The organism is Geofilum sp. OHC36d9 (assembly GCF_052400685.1).
In the GTDB taxonomy this organism is placed as follows: Bacteria; Bacteroidota; Bacteroidia; order Bacteroidales; family Marinilabiliaceae; genus CAZHHH01.
In genome coordinates this window covers 211,339-232,874 of record NZ_JBQTGJ010000003.1, presented here as the reverse complement: position 1 = coordinate 232,874, position 21,536 = coordinate 211,339, and the positions used below count along the sequence as shown (strand labels likewise).

Genomic DNA, 21,536 nt, shown 5'->3' with positions numbered 1-21,536 from the left:
ACTTGATACTAGTATTTATTCAAAAAATTACTCTGAATCATTTTCATCATCTGCTTTCGACGTAACGTCACCCTCTTCCGGCAATTCTTCATTTTCAACTGCCATAAGTTCATCTTCTAAACGTTGCGCCATGACTTTTGTTACAGAAGCAATTTCATCATGTTTTTTCTCCAGATTAATAAAACGCACGCCTTGTGTTGCTCTTCCTGTTGTTCTAACGTCAATAACTGCCAACCTTATTGTAATGCCTGACTTGTTAATTATCATCAGATCATTATCGTCAGTCACATTTTTAATTGATATCAGGTTGCCGGTTTTATCGGTGATTTTCATGGTTTTAACACCTTTACCACCACGGTTCGTAACCCTGTAATCTTCAATTTTAGAACGTTTACCAAATCCTTTTTCGGAAACAACTAAAATATCTTCATCCATGGATTTAACACAAACCATGCCAACGACTTCATCGTGCTCCGCGGTAAGAGTTATACCTCTAACACCCTGGCCAGTACGACCAATACAACGAACGGTACTTTCGTTAAAACGAATTGCCCTGCCTGATTTAGTGGCCAATAGTATTTCGTTTTTTCCGTTGGTCAAACGGGCTTCAATTAATTCATCACCGTCTTTAATTGTAATGGCATTTACCCCATTTTGACGTGGACGTGAGTAATCGGCCAAGAGCGACTTTTTAATTACGCCTTTTTTGGTGCCCATTATAATGTAATGTGAATTAGCAAATTCCACATCTTCGCCTAAACGTTTGATACGGATAAAAGCCTTCACGGTATCATCGGAATCGATGTTAAGAAGATTCTGAATAGCACGTCCTTTAGTACTCTTATTACCTTCCGGAATTTCATATACCTTAAGCCAGAAACAACGACCATTTTTGGTGAAGAAAAGCAAAGTATGGTGCATTGACGCCGGATAAATATGCTCAATAAAATCTTCATCGCGCATACCAGCACCTTTAGAACCAACTCCACCTCTGTTTTGGGTTCTAAATTCAGCCAGCGGCGTGCGTTTAATATATCCCAAATGCGACACGGTAATAATCATTTCCTCATCGGCATAAAAATCTTCGGGATTAAATTCTTCGGAAGAATAAACGATATCGGTTCTTCGGTTATCGTTATATTTAGTTTTTATTTCAAGCAGCTCTTTCTTTATGATATCCATACGCAAGTCAATATTTGCCAGGATCTCTTTTAAGTGAGCAATAACTTGCATTAAATTATCATATTCTTCGCGAAGTTTACCCTGCTCCAGACCAGTTAATTGGCGCAAGCGCATTTCAACAATAGCTCGGGATTGAATATCGGTCAGTTCGAATCGTTGAATCAATTTTTCACGCGCTTCATCAGGCGTATTGGCTGCTCTGATAATTTTGATGACTTCGTCAATATTATCACTGGCAATTATTAACCCTTCAAGAATATGGGCGCGTTTTTCGGCCTGTTGCAATTCAAATTGCGTACGACGTATGACAACGTCGTGACGATGTTCCACAAAATTGCTTATAATAGCTTTTAGATTAAGCAATTCAGGACGACCTTTCACCAGAGCAATACTATTTACCCCAAAAGACGATTGCAGAGCCGTATACTTATATAAATGGTTGAGTACGACATTAGCGATGGCTTCTTTTTTCAAGTCAATCACAATGCGCATTCCATCCCGGTCTGATTCATCGTTAACGTTTGAAATCCCGTCAATTTTCTTTTCATTAACCAAGTCGGCAATTTTGATAATTAATTCCGCTTTGTTAACCTGATACGGTATTTCGTTAATAACAATTTTCTCCCGGCCATTTTTATCTGTTTCAACATCACTTTTAGCCCTAATAACAATTCGGCCCCGACCTGTGAGGTAAGCGTCTTTAACGCCCTGATAGCCATAAATAGTTCCTCCTGTGGGGAAATCAGGAGCTTTAATAATACCGATCAAAGATTCGATATCTATCTCCGGATTATCAATATAAGCAATAATAGCATCTACCGAATCGGACAAATTATGAGGTGGCATATTAGTTGCCATACCGACCGCAATACCCGACGCGCCATTGACCAGTAAAAGCGGAATACGCGTTGGTAATACGGTTGGTTCTTTCAACGAATCATCAAAATTCAGTTGAAAATCAACCGTATCCTTTTCGATATCAATTAAAGCTTCTTCGGCTAATCGATTCAGGCGCGCTTCGGTGTAACGCATAGCAGCAGGGCTATCACCGTCAACTGAGCCAAAGTTACCTTGACCGTCGACTAATTGATACCGCATTGACCAAGGCTGAGCCATTCGAACCATCGCATAATAAACGGAAGTGTCTCCATGCGGGTGAAATTTACCCAACACCTCCCCTACAATACGGGCTGATTTTTTATACGGCTTGCCGGAAGTAACGCCTAATTCATTCATTCCGAACAATACACGACGATGAACAGGTTTCAAACCGTCGCGAACATCGGGCAGTGCCCGGGAAACAATCACCGACATCGAATAATCGATGTAGGCAGATTTCATTTCCTCTTCAATGTTAATTTTAATTATTCTATCTCCTTCAACCATTTAAATACCCTTTAGATGAGTCTGGAACACAAAAAAAGGCCCAATACAGACCTTTAAATTTGGCAGCCCTAAATTAATCATTTCTAGCGTAAGAATAAAATCTATGATACTTGTTTTTATTAACAATTGACGACTCTGGGAAAATTCTTCAAATTATACTAATTTTGTATCAGTCTCAAAGTTGCAAAAATTGAAATTAATGTAACATTAGGGTTAACAAAAGCTGTTAAACAGCGTTAAATGATAAGGAATTCTCCTTTTTTATAATATTTTTATGACATCAATTTTTGAAAACGAAGACGCAATTATATGGATTTAAATTTTTCGTCACGAGTCCGCGATGTTTTAGCTTACAGCAAGGCAGAAGCCATTCGGTTAGGTAATCAGTTTATAGCGCCGGAACACCTAATGCTTGGGTTGCTCCTGCAAAAAGAAGGGAAAGCCCTCAGTTTACTGGAAAAGCTTAAGGTGGACATAGACCAGTTAAAAGAAACGCTGGAAGACAAAGTCAGAGGCACCGGTGTCGTGACTGACACCACGCAGGTTCCGCTACTGAGATCGTCTGAGCAGGTTTTAAAACTGGTTCATTTAGAAGCACGTGCTTTTAAGTCAGACAAGGTTACGACCGTTCATTTGCTACTGGCTTTAATGCGCGATACAAATGGATCAATTGCAGAAATTATGGATACATTTAATGTTAAATACGATTCTTTGAAGCATTTACTCACCCGTAAAACACCAACGGCAAGAGCTCAAATGCCTGAAGATGATGATATGGACAGCCCTTTTGGTGGCAGTTCTGAAGGCAATAAGGCGTCGCAATCCGGAAAAACATCCAGCGACACCCCAGTGCTTGACAATTTTGGTATTGACATTACCAAAGCAGCTGAAGAAGGACGTTTGGATCCTATTGTAGGGCGTGAACGTGAAATAGAACGCCTGGCACAGATTCTTAGTCGCCGCAAAAAAAACAATCCTGTTTTAATTGGAGAACCAGGTGTGGGCAAATCGGCTATCGCCGAAGGGTTGGCCTTACGTATTATTGAGCGCAAAGTATCGCGAGTTCTTTTTAGCAAACGGGTGGTTACACTGGATTTGGCTTCTATTGTTGCCGGGACTAAATATCGCGGACAGTTTGAAGAACGTATCAAAGCCATTTTGAATGAACTTTCGAAAAACACCAATATCATTCTTTTTATAGATGAAATTCACACAATTGTGGGTGCAGGTGGTGCTACCGGTTCATTGGATGCAGCTAATATGCTTAAGCCGGCGCTGGCTCGAGGCGAAATACAGTGTATTGGTGCAACTACTCTCGACGAATACCGCCAGCACATTGAGAAGGATGGCGCATTGGAACGTCGTTTCCAAAAAGTGATGATTGAACCCACAACTGTTGACGAAACAGTGGAAATTTTGAATAATATCAAAAGTAAATATGAAGATCATCACAATGTGTATTATACACCCGAAGCTATTGATGCGTGTGTTAAGCTAACCGAGCGGTATATTTCTGACCGCCACTTACCTGACAAAGCGATTGATGCTTTAGACGAAGCTGGGTCAAGAGTACACATCTCAAACATTGTGGTGCCCGAAAAAATTGTGGAACTGGAACAAACGATTGAAGCGACCAAAGAGAATAAAATTAAAGCCGTAAAAGCTCAGAATTTTGAATTGGCAGCCAGCTTCAGGGACAAAGAAAAGCATTTGATTGAAGAACTGGATCAGTCAAAAGCCAAATGGGAAGAAGAACTACAGCAAAACCGTGAAACTGTTGACGCAGAAAAAGTGGCTGAAGTGGTTGCCATGATGACTGGCATACCGGTACAGCGTGTTGCACAAGCCGAAGGCTTTAAGTTGCTTCAGATGGGTGAACAACTAAAAGGCAAAATTATTGGTCAGGAAGAAGCCATTCAGAAAATTGTAAAAGCCATACAGCGTAACCGTGCGGGGTTAAAAGACCCCAACCGTCCCATTGGCTCTTTTGTTTTTCTGGGTCCTACAGGTGTTGGAAAGACTCATCTGGCAAAAATATTAGCCAAATATTTGTTTGACACCACCGATGCTCTGATTCGGATAGACATGAGCGAATATATGGAAAAATTCAGCGTCTCTCGTCTGGTTGGAGCACCTCCCGGATATATCGGTTATGAAGAAGGCGGACAATTAACCGAAAAGGTTCGGCGTCGCCCCTACTCTGTGGTATTGCTCGACGAAATAGAGAAAGCTCATCCCGATGTCTTTAATCTAATGTTACAGGTGATGGACGAAGGTCGGCTAACCGACAGTTTGGGGCGCAAAGTAGATTTTAAAAATACCATTATCATTATGACGTCAAATATCGGTTCTCGCGAATTGAAAGATTTTGGACGGGGAGTTGGTTTTAGTCATGCAAGTAATAATAACGAGGGCAGTCATTCCAGAGGAATTATTGAAAAAGCGCTGAAAAAAGCATTTGCCCCTGAATTCCTTAACCGGATTGATGATGTTATTATTTTCAATAGTCTAAGTGAGAATGATATTCACAAAATTATAGATATAGAATTGACAGGATTGTATGAACGTATAAATGCACTAGGCTATCAATTTGTTCTTAGTGATGAAGCGAAAAATTTTATAGCTTCCAAAGGCTACGACGTACAATACGGCGCCCGTCCTTTGAAACGAGCCATTCAAAAATATCTTGAAGATGAAATGGCGGAAGTTATCATTCAGGCTTCGGTGAGTGAAGGTGATGCAATCGAAGTGGATTTTGATAAGAAGAGTGAAAAGATTATTACTCGTATAGTTTCAAATTCCAAAAAGAAATCGATTGCAAAGACCCAAAGCAAAGAGTCGAGTAATTAAAGTCTGTTTGTTAAGTTATAATTTTGTCTGCATTACGCTTACAATAATGGCTATTTGCCATGTAAACTCATTTTGTTGGATTAACAAAGGCTTTGAGTTTGCATATTTATTTCATTTTTCAGGCGCTTGAGCTTTTTTACTGATTCAGACATAATTACAAAAAGAAAGGCCACCCGAAAATTCGGGTGGCCTTTCTTTTTGTAATTTATTAAAGTACTTGTGTACTAATTTTCAGCATTTAGCCGTTTATGAATTTCTGATAAAGAAGCTTCTGCATTCTGATTTGAAGCATCAATGGCCAGTACTTTTTCGAACCAGGGTTTAGCCGCAGCAAAAGCTTCATTTGCTTTGGCTGTTATTTCGGCATACTGTTCAGGCTGGGCGTTAGCAGCCGTTGCCAAAATTTGGTTTGCCTCGTTATACGATTCGGCACCTTTTTTCAAATAAAAAGTGGTTAGTTTCTTTTTCATATGTCCAACTACACCACTTGTTTTATAATCCTCAATAGCCTTTAAAAGGACAACTTCCATCTCCTCTTCATTTCCCATGTCTTCATAAGCGGAAGCAATATAAAAAGTTGCGAAATCGGGTTTATAATTTAATTCAACCGATTTTTTATAATATTCCAAAGCTTGCTCATTCATTTTTGCACGGCGTGCACAAGTTGCCATATTAAACACCATTGCAGCATCCATTTCTTCTCCTTCCGGCCACTGTTTAAATGACGACTCATACAATTCAAAGGCTTTGGCATAATTTTTACCTTTCAGCGCCTCATTTCCCTGATTTTTCAACTCGATATATGCTGTTTCGTCCTGAGCAAAACTAACCAACGAAAACATCAACATCCCTACAATAACAAAATACTTCATAACAAACTTATTTTATGTTTTTTACAATACTAATTAATTGATTTTCATAAATTAAACAACAGTACACAAAGACTGTTAACATTTGACTTGCAAAAATAGCATTTTTTTGAAAAAAGCCTAAGTTCAGTATGCTCAATCTTAAAATGTATTAACAAGTATTATGCCAGTCGTTCAATTTTAGATCGTAATTCCCGATACCCGGCATTCATCACAGCCGACGCATCCCTTACTGGCAGCTCAAATTCGATGGTATATCCTGCACCATTTAAACCACCATCAATTAACGGATCAATCACATCGCCAAATTTAAAAGGATGAGCTGTTGAAACAAAAACGCCGGTCTCGTCATTTTTAATTTCGTTTTTAAGAGCCAGATAGCCGGAAGCCGTATGCGGGTCCATCAGGTAATGACGCGATTTATAAACCGACTTAATTGTCGTTCTGATTTCTTCATCGGTTACAGATTGCGAAACCAGCTGTTTTTTCAATAATTCCAGATTATTGTTATAAATACGGAACATACGAGGAAAATTACTTGGATCGCCCACATCCATGGCATTTGCAATGGTTGCAATGGTTAAATGCGGATCGTATGCGCCCGACGCCATAAATCTGGGAACCACATCATTGGCATTGGTAGCTGCGATAAAACGTTTAACCGGCAATCCCATTTTGTGCGCCAGCATAGCGGCCGTAATATTACCAAAATTCCCGCTGGGGACTGTTACTACCGGCGCTTCAGTGAAACCCTGACGTCTTAATAACGCAACACTCTGGAAATAATAAATCATCTGTGGCAACAAACGGCCTATATTGATGGAGTTAGCCGATGTCATATACACTTTTTCACGCAGCTCATTATCTTTAAAAGCCTCTTTAACCAGGCGCTGACAGTCATCAAAACTACCTTTAACGGCATAGGCATGAATATTATCACCCGGACTGGTAATCTGGTATTCCTGATAAGGACTCACCTTACCATCAGGATAAAGCACAACCACTTCGATGCCTTTCACGCGATGAAAGCCATTGGCTACTGCCCCACCGGTATCGCCTGATGTGGCGGTTAACACCATTAATTTGCGCGACTCACCCTGATTAAAATACCCCAGCAATCGGGATAAAAAACGCGCTCCAACATCCTTAAATGCTTGTGTAGGACCATGATATAACTCCAACGCAAACATTCCATTTTCAACTTTAACCAATGGGATTTCGAAGGAAAAAGTTTCTTCAACAATGCGTTTCAACACATCATCGGGGACCTCAGCAGTCACATATGGCTTTAAAACTTCAAAAGCAATTTGTGGGAGTGATAAAGTATGAAAATTGGAAATAAAATCGGAAGATAAAGCCGGAATATTTTCAGGCATAAATAAAGTCCCGTCGGGTGCCAGTCCTTTAAAGAGCGCATCTTTAAGTGAAAAAGACTGATCAGGTGTACCCAAACTTACGTATTTCATGTATTTATAATTTTATTTTTAAGGTCACATGGAACTTATCGGAATTAATCTTACTCCTGTGTGTAAAGCAATTCCTAAGGCTCGTTTCATCTGTCTCAGGCTATTTAAAAAACAGATCAAGTAAACCATCTCCATTAATTTCTTTTAACGCCCCCTGTTTAACCGATTCTTCATTTAACCGTTCTACCCCATCGGCCGGCATTCCGGGTTTCAGCATCATAAACGGCACCGGCGACATGGTATGCGTGCGTAATATACAAGGCGTTGGATGATCGGGGAGCAATAATAACGAAAAAGGTTCGCCCATCTCATTCAATCCTTTCCAAAGCGGGTTGAGCAAGCGGCGGTCAAAATCTTCGATCACTCGTTTTTTAAGATTGTAATCCCCTTCGTGTCCGGCTTCGTCCATGGCTTCGACGTGCAGAAATACAAAAGAATGACGGGATAAAGCATCCAAAGCAGCAGCAGCCTTACCCTCATAATTGGTATCGTGAAGCCCTGTTGCCCCCTTCACGTGAATTAATTCAAGTCCAGCTTGCTGGCCGATACCAAAAATCAGATCAACAGCCGATATAACGGCACCAGAAGGAATGCCAAAACGCTTCTTAAAAGGCGGAAACTGAGATTTAAAGCCTGGCGACCATGGCCATATTGAATCAGCCGCTTTAAGCCCTTCGGCTCGACGTTTAACATTAACCGGATGTTGGGCCAATACTTTCAAAGATGCCATCATCAAATCATTAACCAAGCGAGCGGTTTCTTCAGCCTCAGGCACAAGGGCCACAGGCATCAACGGTTTAGCCGGTTTACCTGGATGATCGTGAGGTGGCGTACATTTTAGCTGTTTATTACCACCTTTAATAATCAAAATATGTCGGTAGCTGGTCCCTGCATAAAAACGGATATTATCGTTTCCCAACGACTCATTCAGAGCATCAATCAGCTCGGCTGCCTCCTGAGATGAAATATGTCCGGCTGAGTGATTAACTAAAATACCGTCTTCCAATGAAACAAGGTTACAGCGGAAAACCAAATCATCAGGATCCGCATCAATACCCATAGCGGCTGCCTCAAGCACGCCGCGACCATCAAAATATTTGGCTGGTGAATAGCCAAGAATATTCATATTGGCAATTTCACTTCCGGGATGAAATCCTTGCGGTACGGTGTGTACCAAACCCGTGGCCGATAGCCTGCAAATATCATCCATAACAGGCGTATTTGCCGCCATAACAGGCGTTAATCCACCAAACGCTTCGATGGGCTCATCGGCCATACCATCAGCTAAAACAACAATATATTTCATTTACATCTATTTTTCAGTTCCCGTTTATTCGGGTTAATACGGAACCTTTGGTAATTGACATCTGTTTTTATACGAACAATTTCAATACCGATATCCCTCATCATTTCGTAGCTGGTTTACTCAAATTCAAACAGATTTAATCTAATTCCGATTTATTATCACAAAATCATAAGAAAAGACCTTACAAAATTAACATTTTATCAGAACATAGAAAGCTCGCACTGTTGAAAAGAACAATAACATTTTATATTGGTTTATAATCGCCTCAAAAAAATGTAATTTTAAGGCAATATTCAGATAAAACAACTGCAATGTCGCAATTAAAAATATTTCGGGCCTCGGCGGGTTCTGGTAAAACTTTCACTCTGACTGGCGAATACATCCGGCTATTGTTTAAAGATCCGGCTAATTATCGACATACACTGGCCGTAACGTTCACAAACAAAGCCACGGCCGAAATGCGCTCCAGAATTTTACGCACGCTATATGCCTTATCGGATGCAAAAACAAAAAATCCGGATTATTTGAGCGACTTAAAAAAAGAGTTTAATTTATCAGATAAAAGTATAAGATCGACAGCCGGCTCATTACTGCGTTTATTACTGCACGATTACTCGCGATTTAGCATCAGCACCATCGATAGTTTTTTTCAGAAGGTAACACGTTCCTTTGCCAGGGAAATGGGCTTACCCATTGGTTTTCGACTGGAGCTGGAGGCCGAACAAATTATGCAACAGGCGATTGATCAACTGATACAAGAGATGGATCTACCACAGCATAAAGAGCTAAGGAAATGGCTTATTCAATTTGCCCGCGAACGTATTGAAGACAACAAAACCTGGAATATTGCCGGCGAAATTAAAAATATAGGGCAAGAAATTATTAAAGAAAACTTTCAGGCCAATGCTGGCACCATCTCCCAACAGATTAACGACCGTAATTATCTCAGCGTCTATAAAAAGGCACTGGAAGAAATCATACAAAACATTGACAAACAATTTATCAATATAGGACAAAAAGCTTTAAAAATTATTGCGGATTATGGATTAAATATTGAAACTGATTTTAAAAATAAAGGACGGTCGCCTGTCATGGTTTTTAAAAAAATGACAGAACTTAAGGATCATATGAAACGCGACCGCTACCTGAAAATTGTTGAAAATATTGATAATATAATCACAAAAACAGCACCCGACGAAATCCGAAGAGCCATTGAGGCAGCTTATAGCGGAGGATTGCATGATTTAGCCCAATCGGCTATTGACTTACTCAACGCCAAAGAAAAAGATTATAACACGGCCTTACTCATCCTTCCCAACCTTAATGCTTTGGGTATGATCAACGATGTAAATGAAAAGATGATGGAATTGTGCAGGGCCCAGAATGTTTTCCTTATTTCGGGCACCAATTATCTGCTCACACGCATTATCGACAATAATGAGACTCCGTTTATATACGAAAAGACAGGAACGCGGTATTCCAATTATATGATGGATGAATTTCAGGATACATCGACCCTTCAATATTTAAATTTCATTCCTCTGGTTAATGATTCGTTGGCAACAGGCAGCTATTCGCTGATGGTAGGTGATGTTAAACAAGCCATTTACCGATGGCGTAACTCCGACTGGAATTTATTGGCCGAAGACGTGGAGAGCGATTTTAACCGTTACGGAATAGATATTAAAACCCTTGACACCAACTGGAGAAGTGCCAAAGAAGTGATTCGTTTTAACAATTTGTTTTTTAAACTATCGGCAGAGGCCATGCAAACGCAATTTAATGGTCTCATACCAGGTGATACGGAACCTTCATTAACCGTCAAAAAGTTACAAAACAAAATTACCAACGCCTATAGTGATGTATTTCAGAAAGCTGCCGAAAAAGCAACCCTCAACGGTGGTGAAATAGAGATTAAATTTTTAGAAGGTGAAAATAAGGAAGACTTCTTTGAGGCCGCATTGCCCAAAGCCATTCAGCGTATCTCCGAATTGGTACAACAAGGCTTTCGGTTGTCAGACATTGCCGTACTTGTACGCAATAACAGAGAAGCCGTTTTAATAACCAATGCGTTATTGTCGGGCGATTACAGCGAAAACAACGAACATTTCCCCGTTATCAGCAACGAATCACTGGTAATATCCAATTCGGAAGCCATAAAACTAATCGTTGCTCAGCTAAAACTGATTCTTCGTCCCGATGATGCGGTATTAGAATCATTTGTACGACTGCATATTTTAAAATACCAGTCGTCGATCAATACACCGTTGGATGCCAGCAATGCCTTTAACAATTCAGACATTGAAACCACCTGGGATCTTTATAAACAAAAGCTATTCAGCCACCAACAGAAACCTTTATATGAATTGATTGAAAACATTAGCTTATTATTACCTGCCGGTTTATATGAGCAACACTCGGTTTATTTACAAGGTTTTATGAGTTTGGCGCTTAGTTATATTAATCAGGAGACCTCCGATCTAAACCAATTTTTGAATTATTGGGATCAAAAAGGCGCCAAAATATCACTAACCGTTCCCGACAACCAGGAGGCCATTCGTGTTATGACCATCCATAAATCAAAAGGACTTGAATTTGAGGCCGTTGTTATTCCTTTTGCCAGCTGGACCATGAACCATTTGAGTCATACGGATTTATTGTGGTTAAAGCCTGCTCAAGCCCCCTTCAATGCCGTTGCAATGGTACCGGTAAAAGGGGTGTCGGCCATGACCCGCTCTCATTTTGCCGATGACTACTTCCGTGAAACCCTGCTTCAATACGTCGACAATTTAAATGTAACCTATGTCGCATTCACAAGAGCCTGTCAAAGCTTATCGATCATTGCGCATCTAAAAAACGAAGACTACAAAAAAATTGATACCATTGCGCATTTGTTACATTTCGTTGTAACACAGCCGACGGTTTTAGAGCAATATCCGCAAGGCTGGGATGCCACACAAATGACTTTTAAAGTTTCAGGTGTTATTCAATTTAAAGCAACCAAAGAAGAAACCCATTTGCGGGCTCTGACACAAACAACCCCGCCCCCCATGAAACGTATTCCTGCAGGGACCCGAATCACAAATCATTTGGAAAGCTACCGTTCATTTGAAGACAGCACCCAGCACCAACAGCTGAACTATGGTAAAATTATGCACCAGCTTTTTGAACTGATTAAGACTGAGAAAGATATTGATCCGGCTCTATTACAACTACGATTACAGGGGAAAATCTCCGGTAATGAAATACCAGAACTAAAAAAAGGAATCTTTGAGCGCATTCATCATCCCAAAGCTGCACATTGGTTTGATAATACCTACCAGGTTAAAAATGAAGCAACTATATTATCGAAAGAAGTTAAACGCCCTGACCGTGTAATGCTTAACAATAATGAAGTGATTGTTATTGATTACAAATTTGGGCACCAGCGATCACCAAAGCATCACAATCAGGTTTTACAATACATGCAGTTGATTCAAAAAATAGAATCCAAAAAAGTAAACGGTTTTATCTGGTATATGGAAAAAAACGAAATTGTGGAAGTGAATACACAGGGCTCCTTATTTTGAACCGGATAAATCAGCCAACGAAGCCCTGAATAATATCAATAAGCAGTCACCGTGCATTTTGGATAAACTACACCCAGCCAGATCATGGCTATAGTGCAACAAACCGGCCGATTTGTAAGGCTTGTTATATTTTGTAAGAATTTTCAATTCTCAACCCCGTTTTTTCTTTTTAGACTTCTTTTTTTGTACCGAAAAGCCAAATTTGCCAATGGGTTTTCCTATGTCGAAATACCGACCATGGGAGTAGCAAATTAAATTGGCACGATCAAGTGCGAAGGCATTAGTTTTTGAATCCAGATATTCATCTTCGACCTTTACATTCAACACTTCAGCCAAAAACATATCATGCGACCCCAAAGGGATAATTTGAGAAATACGACACTCAATATTAACCGGTGATTCAGCAATAATCGGCGCATTAACCACCGATGCAGGTGCGGGGGTCAGTTTCATTTCCCCGAACTTATTGTAATCACGTCCCGAACGTACGCCGCACCAATCGGTGGCGAAAGCCAGGTCGTGCGTTGTCAGATTAAGCACAAATTCACCGGCCTTTTTCAGAAGCTCATATGAATGACGTTCGGGTCGCACCGAGATATAACACATGGGCGGATTGGAGCAGGTCGTTCCTGTCCACGACACCGTAATAATATTGTACTCATCCACAGAAGTACCAACCGAGACCATCACGGCTGGCAATGGGTAAATCATGTTACCCGGTTTCCAATCAATTTTAGCCATAGAAAGGTGATCCAAATAAAAAACAGTATCAAATCATTTTCAGTTCCTTACTGGTGGTTATTTTTTCGCAATAATGGCATTTCAGAGCCAAATTTGTCTTGTCCTGCACAGTAAAACGCGTAACAATTGCTTCTGTATTGGTAATACACTTGGGATTGAAACAGCGAACAATACCCACCACCTCGTCAGGAATTGTTACGTCTCTTTTTTCAACGACTTCATAATCGCGGATAATATTTAACTTGGCATGAGGCGCCACAAGTGCAATTTTATTAATCTCATCATCTTCAAAAAACTTATCTGAGACCTTAATAATCGCCTTTTTACCCAGTTTATGGCTGTCGAAATTAGCGCCAAAAGTAATTTGGTTTGTAATGTGATCAAGTCCCAAAATGGAGATAACGTAAAACAGTGATGGTGCCGGAATATGATCAATAACGGTTCCATTTTGGATGGCACTAACCTGTAATTGTTTTTGCTTTCCCATTTTTCAATTCTTAAATGCTAGTAAAATCTGTGTCAAATTATTTCAATCCCATAATAGCAGCAATGATTGCCATACGGGTATATACCCCATTTTTTGCCTGCTGAAAATAATATGCTTTGGGATTGCTATCCACCTTCACATCAATTTCGTTGACACGCGGCAGAGGGTGTAATACTTTAAGGTTATCGCGCGTATTTTTAAGCATCTTATTTTTAAGCACAAATGCATTTTTCACCCTTTCATATTCCATGGGGTCGGAAAACCGTTCTTTTTGAACCCGCGTCATATACAATATATCAGCCTGATCGAGTTCATCCATGGTTGTACTTTCAAAGAACGGGATGTCCCTTTCATTCAGAAATATTTTGTATTCCTGAGGTATTGCCAATTCTACAGGAGAGACAAAATGAAAGACTGGGTTAAAATGTGATAAAGCCATTAATAACGAATGAACGGTGCGACCATATTTTAAGTCGCCCACCATAAAAATATTCAAATTATCGAGCTTTCCCTGTGTCTTTTTTATGGAATAGAGATCGAGAAGTGTCTGCGAGGGATGCTGATTTGCCCCATCGCCGGCATTGATAATGGGAACAAGCGATTGTTCTGAGGCGTAACGGGCACTTCCTTCCAAAGGATGCCGCATGACAATTAAATCGGCATAATTACTCACCATTTTTATGGTATCCTTAAGTGTTTCACCCTTCGTGGTAGACGATGACGATGAATCGGAAAAACCAATGATGCGTGCCCCCAAACGATTAATAGCCGTTTCGAAACTTAATCGGGTGCGTGTGGATGGTTCAAAAAACAGGGTTGCCACCACTTTATCGCGCATGAGCGGCTGATTGGGATTGGCCTCAAAATCGGCCGCTAAATCTAAAATCCGAAGAATTTCTTCCTTCGAATAATCTGTAATTGAGACTAGACTTCTATTTTTCATGTGTTTATAATTTGTTTCTCAGTTGCCATATGGAACTCGCCGGAATAATCATTATCCTTTGTGAGAATCAAAGATCAGCGAAGCTAAATCTTACTCATGGCTCGTTTCATATTTTAACGAAAACAAAGCGTATAAAAAAAAGCAAAAAAATACCCAATCGAACCGACCGGGTAAAATTATTAAAACCATTTCTGAATATCTGAACAAAAAGGGAATAGACTATAAAGGGAGTCATTTCCCCGTAAAAATGTCTTCCAAAATATAAAGAAGACCAAAATCTGGCTGTTTTGTATTTGTACATATCAAAAAACAAAATTAACCAAATCATTAAATAAAGCGGAACAAAAGCCCGTTATTTTTTTCACAACTGCGAATATGCTTCAAAATTTTGATTGAAATAAAACTCAATCCAGTTCAACAAACACCACTTCCACATCAACAACCATTGTTAAATAGCTGCGGCCTGTACTAATGGTAGAAGGCAGAATTAAAGTACTTTTACCAAAATTCTTCATGTAACTCACACCCTCTTCCAGACCAGTATAATAAGCATCACCTGAGCCAACCACAAATGTATGAGGCGCAGGTGAATTTGTATTCGATTCATATAGAAAAAGAGCTGGCTTACCCAATGAATCCCGATCGAGCACATACGACGAAAAACGAACGCCCACTTGCTTTCCAACCAATACAGAATCGCCAGTTCCCTTAACCCGCTCCAAATACATCAGACCAGAAGAAGACCGTTTATCGATGGTATCAGTAGAAATCGTCAGAAGACTATCCCAAGCGTCCGAATTATCATAGAATTCGCCAAGAATAGCAAGCTCTTCGGCCTCCATCTCTTCATAATTAATGGAATTATAACTATTATCTTCGCAGGCTACAGAAATTGCGAGAATGGACAATAACAAAAACGGCAAACGGAAAATCGATACTTTCATTCTATTTTTATACTTAAACATAAACGCAATTTTATCTAATATTAATCAACTCAACCTCAAACATAATTGGTGCCCCCGGTAAAATAGAGCCTGAGGCAGTTCCTTCATCGCCGTAGGCTTGTTCGGCTGGTAAAATAAAGATGGCTTCACTCCCTTTTTTAATGTTTCCAAAACCTTTATACCACCCTGAAATATAACTTGTTAATGTGTCGTTATATTCAAAAACCATTAATGATTTACTGCCTATCTGTGGTAAATATTCATCAGCAGGTCTTTGATGTGTCGTATCAAAGGGTGTGCCATCAAGCAGTTTACCTTTATAATAACAATACAATGTTTCACCTTGCTGCGGTATATCTCCGGTTCCTTCTTTGGTCACTACCACATAAACACCGCTCTCATCGACAGGTTGAAGACCCGGATAATTTGTATCAATAAAATCTTGCAAAGAGATACCGGTGTATACTTCTTCAGGCTCACTGTCTTCATCTTTATCGCAAGCCCAAAACATTGTTATAGAAAGCAAAGCGCCGATCATCAAATATTTATTCATCTATCACGTTTTTTTGGTTACTCTTTTTACAATAACATTTAAATTAAACGATTCATCATACCATGGTAGTCATGGTCATTAACAATGACGAATCACTGCCGACTATTTATTTTTAACATCAATTACAGTCACTTCATAATGAAGAATAGCTCGTGCCGGAATTTTCTCACTATCACCTATCAGTCCATGCGCAAGATGCGGAGGCATGATAAAAGTTGCGTGGCTTCCTTTTTTCAGCAACAAAACACCTTCTTCCAAACCCGATTCCACCCCACCCTGTCCTACCAAAAAAGTCTTATAACCAGTGCTGTCAGAGCTATAGCAAATTGTCCCATCCAAAAGACTGACTTTATACGCCAAAGTAACGACTTTTCCTGCTTGAATAAGGCTGCCACTTCCTGCTTCATCAATATGATACCACAATCCGGTTTCAGAAGCCTTCAGGTTAAGGTTGTTCTCTTTTACATAGCGCGCTATTTCATTTTGCTCATTGTCAACCATTCTTCGGTTCATCTCAATGGTCTCGTCAAGAGTCAAAGGGGCGTGTTTTTTGTTACCTCTTTTGCTTTGCGAATTTGAACAACTGGTAAAACCGCTAAAAAAAGCAATAATAAGCACCTTAATCAAAAACGAATTCCATTTATTCATACCGAAGCCTCCTCATTGGTTTTGCTTGTATTAAACAAAAAAGACTCTACCGTTTTTTTAAACAAATTTACGGCTTCACTTAAAGGTGCATTATTAAACTCACCACCGGCAGCATTTTTGTGTCCGCCACCACCAAAGTATTTGCCCGAATAACTATTAACAGGCAAATTGCCTCGTGAACGAAAAGAAACCTTCACAAATCCACTCTCTTTTTCTATAAAAAGGGCAGCCACGTCAATGCCTTCAATCGATAATGGCTGATTGACGAGACCTTCGGTATCGCCTATGGTGTAATTGAAACGATCCAACTCTTCACGTGATAATGCGATTAAAGCCACCCGTTGAGACGGCAATATTTCCAGTTTATTACATAAAGCGTGCCCAAAAAGACGAGTCCTGTTTAAAGAATTACTATAAAACAGTTTCTTGTGAATAAATTCCTTGTCTATTTCTTTTTCAACCAAACGGGCTACCATGTGATATATTTCCGGACGCGATGAATTATGATTCAGTAGTCCGGTATCGGTCATAATACCTGAGTAGAGACAAGTTGCCGCTTCACGAGACACGGCCCAGCCAAGCGTCTCCATCACCGAAAAACTCAATTCGCAAGTCGATGAAACCGAAGGCTCTGACACCATAACATCAGCAACGCCGGCATCCGGAAAAGGATGATGATCAAACATAATTCTTTTACCCGATGATTTTTCTACCAACGACTTCATCTCCCCTATTCTTGTTAGCGCATTGAAATCGAGCAATATTATATAATTGGCGTTCGAAAGAATATCAGCAGCCTGTTTTTGTTGCTGCTTATAAACAACAATTTCGTTTGCGCCAGGCATCCACTTTAAATTAGACGACAATTCATTGGGACAAACAACCGTTACCCTAAGCCCTTGGTCCGACAGCACCTGCAACCAGGCCAAAGACGAACCGATGGCATCACCGTCGGGATCTTTATGAGGAATTACAACAATATTATCGAGGGCTGATATTTGATTAAAAAAAGATGAAATAGTTTGCTTATCCAACATCATGTCTGTTTATTCTTGAAACAACAAATATAAGTAAAATTGAAGGCCATTTATGACAATCAAAAAAAAAACGCTATTTTGGTGCATCGTGTCAGCAAGAAAACGCCATTTTGTTGTTACGCTCACCTTCAAAATGGTCATTTGTATCAGTAACTTCTCATTTTTCAAGTCTGGCAAGGCTTAAAAGTGAAGTTTTCTTGTTTGTCACTTGAGATTCGGTTAAACTACTGCATATAAAACTATACAATTGATAAACTTATGAGTTCAATGAAAAAAGGGAATATTACCTTAACTATGATCAAACCTTTCGCGGTAAAGGAACATCATATTGGTGAAATTATCACACAAATAGAAAAGGCTGGTTTCACAATCAGGGCTTTGAATATGACTCAATTGCCAGCCGAAAAAGCGGCACTTTTTTACAGCGAACATAAAGGCAAGCCTTTTTATGAGAGCCTGGTTCAATTTATGTCGTCGGGACCGGTTGTTGCCGCCATATTGGAAAAGGAAAATGCAGTGGAAGATTTCAGAACCCTTATAGGAGCCACAGACCCCTCTCAGTCGGCCGAAGGCACCATACGTAAGCTATATGCCAAAGATAAGACGCACAATGCTATTCATGGTTCAGACAGCGATGAAAGTGCCATTCGCGAGGCCCGGTTTTTCTTTAGTTCCATGGAACAATTTTTCCGTTGATTACCTCAGGATTATATCAAACACAATTTTTCCGCCGGCTTCCTTGTTAAGCGACTCAATAATATGATCTTTATGCATTAACAGTTCGCTGCGGATAATACTGGAATTAAGACTGACGAATAGATTGCCGTTTTTAAAGTGCAGTTGTGTTGTTATTCGGGCTACGGCAGGCCCCATGACTTTAGGCCAGGCCTGAATAACTCTTGTTTCACGTAAACCACGACTTAATTCAGGTCGTTCCACTATTTTAGCCAAAATATCGCCCAGCTGTTCGCTGCTATTGGCGCGTTTATTCTTTTTGTAATACATCATAATAAGCTAATTAGTGTTTGTCTATAAAGTCAACTTCTGCGTTACGCTTGTCATAAAAACAGTCATTTACGAAAAGTAAACGCCTTGATTTTTATGACTTCGTAAGCCTTGAATTTGAACTTTATATTTCAAACACTTAGTTTATAGGCAGACTCTAATTCGCGATTTCCACCCCGCCATCTTCGACTTTAAAAAACGTGTATTTTTTGCCCGTTTGTTCAACAATATTTTGCAGGCGGTTACGCTGCGTATCGGTAATAAAAATTTGTTTAAACGTTTCGCGGCTGACCAATTCAATCAAACGACTTGCCCGAATCTGATCCAGTTTATCGAACATATCATCGAGCAATAAAATCGGATAGAAACCACAATGTGACTGTAAAAACTCATACTGAGCCAACTTCATAGCCAGAAAGAAGGTCTTTTTTTGCCCCTGTGATCCGTCTTTTTTCACCGGATATCCATTTAAAAGCAGCTCCAGGTCATCGCGATGAATTCCTTTGGTTGTATAGCCTAAAACGCGATCCTTTTCAAAACTATCTTTCAATTGTTGCTCCAGGTCTCCCTTCTGGTGATGTGAATGATAAATCATCCGTACTTCATCGTTACCACCGGAAATAAAGGTATGGTATTTTTGAAAGACAGGCTCCATCTCTTTCAAGAAGTCAACCCGACGCTGATATAATAACAAGCTTATGCCGGCCAGTTGCCCGTCCCACACTTCTAATTGTCCCTGAATATTATGCGCCGACCCGTTTTGTGCCGATTTAAGCAGAGCATTTCGTTGGTTCAACCCCCTGTTGTAACGCAGCAATTGCTCCAGGTACTTCTTATCAAACTGAGAAATCACACTATCCAAAAATTTCCGACGCAAATCACTGCCTTCCATTATCAGCTTTTCATCACCCGGCGAAATCATCACCAGTGGCAATAACCCAATATGGTCCGACAAGCGAGGATACTCCTTTTTATTGCGTTTAAATTGTTTTTTTTGATTAAGTTTAAGTCCTGCATAAACAGCTTCTTCTTGTCCTTGTCGTTCATAATTACCCTGAATAACAAAGAAATCTTCACCGTGACAAATCAACTGGCTGTCGATGGCATTAAAATAACTTTTACAATATGATAAATAATAAACAGCATCCAAAAAATTGGTTTTACCCGCTCCGTTATTTCCCACAAAACAATTGAGACCTCCACTCAGCGTCACATCAGCCTGTCGGATGTTTTTAAAATTCAATAAATGTATATTTTTAAGATACATGGGTTATTTCTACAATTACAAAAAAAACAATAGTATAAAAGTGTCGGCAAAAAAGCCCCATTTCACTGGAATAAACTCACATTTTTCAAGCTTTGAAAGCCTTGAACCGGTATATTTCTTCTCAAGCTCCTGAGTTTTCGGGCAAGCAATATAATAGTACAAATGTAAGAAAAGTGTTTCAACTTTGGGATGAGAACAGAGAGAGTGCCCCAATTAATTAAAGTTTGGCCATAAAGCCCAAATTCTGCGTTACGCTTGCTCTTAAAATGGTTTTTACAGAAGTAATACCACATTGTCCGCAATGGTCAAGCTGTTAAGCAGGGTTTAATGAGTCAAACATCTGATTTGATGACGAGCCCTGGGAATCATTTCACACACAGGAGTATGATTAATTCCGGCGGGTTTCATATGACAACTGAGAAACAAATTATAATCATATGAATATTAATTAAACAGTATAAAAGAATGTAAAGCAAAGAGATAAACTCAAAATCAGATAATATTTTTAATAAAAGGCTGAAAAACGCAAACAGCTATTTTTAATTTACCTTAAATTACTAAATTTGCGCATTCAATAAAACCAATGAAGTATGTCTAAGAAAGAAACCAATACAGAAAATAATCTGGAAAATGTTGAACAGGCCCTGGGCAGGACTGAACAATTTATCGAGAACAACCAAAAAACAATTACAATAATCATATTGGCATTAATTGTAGTTGTGAGCGGTTACTGGGCTTACAAAAAACTATATGTAGAACCGATGGTAGCTGAAGCCCAACAACAGATTTTTCAGGCCCAGATCAGTTTTAACAACGATCAGTTTCAGGAGGCCCTGGACGGTGATGGTAACAGCCCCGGATTTTTGGAGATTATTGACAACTATGGCAATACTTCCATTGGTAACCTGTCATACTACTATGCAGGAATCAGCTATTTGCATTTGGGACAATTTGAGGAAGCTATTGAGTACTTAAAGAAATTTAATACCTCAAATATAGAACTCGAAGCCCTTGCCACCGGAGCAATAGGCGACGCCTATCTGGAGCTGGGAGATAAAGAGGAAGCTGTTGGTTATTACAAAAAAGCAGCCGCCGTTGAGAAAAGTGATATTACCACGCCCTACTATCTTTTTAAATCGGGTTTGGTTTACGAAGAACTTGGACAAAATGATATGGCGCTGCAGGCTTATGAAATGATTAAAAACGATTTTAAGAGCAGTACCGAAGCCCGTCAGATCGACAAATATATTACAAGAGCTTCCTTAAAGTAAAAATACTTTTAC

At 39.7% G+C, this 21,536-nt stretch carries 17 protein-coding genes; 4 read left to right on the top strand and 13 right to left on the bottom strand.

Annotated elements, in window-relative coordinates:
* Positions 1–27: 27 nt before the first annotated feature.
* Positions 28–2,568, bottom strand: coding sequence for a DNA gyrase subunit A (gyrA, locus tag ACT3CD_RS05850; protein ID WP_444643826.1), 2,541 nt, complete (start codon positions 2,566–2,568; stop codon positions 28–30).
* A gap of 309 nt (positions 2,569–2,877) precedes the next feature.
* On the opposite strand from gyrA, the gene ACT3CD_RS05845 reads away from it, so the two are divergent.
* Positions 2,878–5,418, top strand: a complete 2,541-nt coding sequence (locus tag ACT3CD_RS05845; RefSeq protein ID WP_444643824.1) for an ATP-dependent Clp protease ATP-binding subunit — start codon at positions 2,878–2,880, stop codon at positions 5,416–5,418.
* Positions 5,419–5,642: 224 nt separating this feature from the next.
* Here the strand turns inward: ACT3CD_RS05845 and ACT3CD_RS05840 are convergent, their stop codons facing one another.
* The 3 genes from ACT3CD_RS05840 to ACT3CD_RS05830 form a co-directional block, all read right to left on the bottom strand.
* Complete coding sequence (locus tag ACT3CD_RS05840) at positions 5,643–6,290, bottom strand: tetratricopeptide repeat protein (RefSeq protein ID WP_444643822.1); 648 nt, start codon at positions 6,288–6,290, stop codon at positions 5,643–5,645.
* Positions 6,291–6,448: 158 nt separating this feature from the next.
* On the bottom strand, positions 6,449–7,753 hold the full coding sequence (gene thrC, locus ACT3CD_RS05835; protein WP_444643821.1) for a threonine synthase: 1,305 nt from the start codon (positions 7,751–7,753) through the stop codon (positions 6,449–6,451).
* Between the two features lie 100 nt (positions 7,754–7,853).
* Positions 7,854–9,059 carry a cofactor-independent phosphoglycerate mutase gene (locus ACT3CD_RS05830; RefSeq protein WP_444643819.1) on the bottom strand — a complete coding sequence of 402 codons (1,206 nt, stop codon included), beginning with the start codon at positions 9,057–9,059 and terminating at the stop codon, positions 7,854–7,856.
* 311 nt (positions 9,060–9,370) lie between these two features.
* Between ACT3CD_RS05830 and ACT3CD_RS05825 the strand changes: the two genes are divergently transcribed.
* Positions 9,371–12,628, top strand: coding sequence for a UvrD-helicase domain-containing protein (locus tag ACT3CD_RS05825; protein WP_444643817.1), 3,258 nt, complete (start codon positions 9,371–9,373; stop codon positions 12,626–12,628).
* A gap of 150 nt (positions 12,629–12,778) precedes the next feature.
* On the opposite strand, the gene ACT3CD_RS05820 is transcribed toward ACT3CD_RS05825, so the two are convergent.
* From ACT3CD_RS05820 to ACT3CD_RS05790, 7 genes are all read right to left on the bottom strand, one after another.
* Positions 12,779–13,369: a flavin reductase family protein gene (locus tag ACT3CD_RS05820; protein ID WP_444643815.1), complete on the bottom strand. Its 591-nt coding sequence runs from the start codon at positions 13,367–13,369 to the stop codon at positions 12,779–12,781.
* 28 nt (positions 13,370–13,397) lie between these two features.
* The gene (gene pyrI, locus ACT3CD_RS05815) at positions 13,398–13,856 is read right to left on the bottom strand and encodes an aspartate carbamoyltransferase regulatory subunit (RefSeq protein WP_444643813.1); all 459 of its coding nucleotides are present in this window, start codon (positions 13,854–13,856) and stop codon (positions 13,398–13,400) included.
* 37 nt (positions 13,857–13,893) lie between these two features.
* The gene (gene pyrB / locus ACT3CD_RS05810) at positions 13,894–14,799 is read right to left on the bottom strand and encodes an aspartate carbamoyltransferase (RefSeq protein WP_444643811.1); all 906 of its coding nucleotides are present in this window, start codon (positions 14,797–14,799) and stop codon (positions 13,894–13,896) included.
* Between the two features lie 404 nt (positions 14,800–15,203).
* Positions 15,204–15,764, bottom strand: a complete 561-nt coding sequence (locus ACT3CD_RS05805; RefSeq protein WP_444643809.1) for a hypothetical protein — start codon at positions 15,762–15,764, stop codon at positions 15,204–15,206.
* Positions 15,765–15,774: 10 nt separating this feature from the next.
* Positions 15,775–16,296: an FKBP-type peptidyl-prolyl cis-trans isomerase gene (locus ACT3CD_RS05800; RefSeq protein WP_444643807.1), complete on the bottom strand. Its 522-nt coding sequence runs from the start codon at positions 16,294–16,296 to the stop codon at positions 15,775–15,777.
* 102 nt (positions 16,297–16,398) lie between these two features.
* On the bottom strand, positions 16,399–16,944 hold the full coding sequence (locus ACT3CD_RS05795; RefSeq protein ID WP_444643805.1) for an FKBP-type peptidyl-prolyl cis-trans isomerase: 546 nt from the start codon (positions 16,942–16,944) through the stop codon (positions 16,399–16,401).
* Positions 16,941–17,984 carry a DHH family phosphoesterase gene (locus ACT3CD_RS05790; protein ID WP_444643803.1) on the bottom strand — a complete coding sequence of 348 codons (1,044 nt, stop codon included), beginning with the start codon at positions 17,982–17,984 and terminating at the stop codon, positions 16,941–16,943. The genes ACT3CD_RS05795 and ACT3CD_RS05790 overlap by 4 nt, the downstream gene beginning before the upstream one ends.
* Before the next feature lie 264 nt (positions 17,985–18,248).
* Here ACT3CD_RS05790 and ndk point away from each other — a divergent pair, with 264 nt between their 5' ends.
* Positions 18,249–18,677: a nucleoside-diphosphate kinase gene (ndk, locus tag ACT3CD_RS05785; RefSeq protein WP_444643801.1), complete on the top strand. Its 429-nt coding sequence runs from the start codon at positions 18,249–18,251 to the stop codon at positions 18,675–18,677.
* On the opposite strand, the gene ACT3CD_RS05780 is transcribed toward ndk, so the two are convergent.
* Together ACT3CD_RS05780 and recF are read right to left on the bottom strand one after the other, a co-directional pair.
* Complete coding sequence (locus ACT3CD_RS05780) at positions 18,678–18,989, bottom strand: DUF721 domain-containing protein (RefSeq protein ID WP_444643799.1); 312 nt, start codon at positions 18,987–18,989, stop codon at positions 18,678–18,680.
* A gap of 154 nt (positions 18,990–19,143) precedes the next feature.
* A complete protein-coding gene (recF, locus tag ACT3CD_RS05775) occupies positions 19,144–20,253 on the bottom strand; it encodes a DNA replication/repair protein RecF (RefSeq protein ID WP_444643797.1) in 1,110 nt (369 codons plus the stop codon).
* Positions 20,254–20,843: 590 nt separating this feature from the next.
* Between recF and ACT3CD_RS05770 the strand changes: the two genes are divergently transcribed.
* Entirely contained in the window at positions 20,844–21,524 is a 681-nt protein-coding gene (locus ACT3CD_RS05770) for a tetratricopeptide repeat protein (RefSeq protein ID WP_444643795.1), read from the top strand.
* Positions 21,525–21,536: the final 12 nt, after the last annotated feature.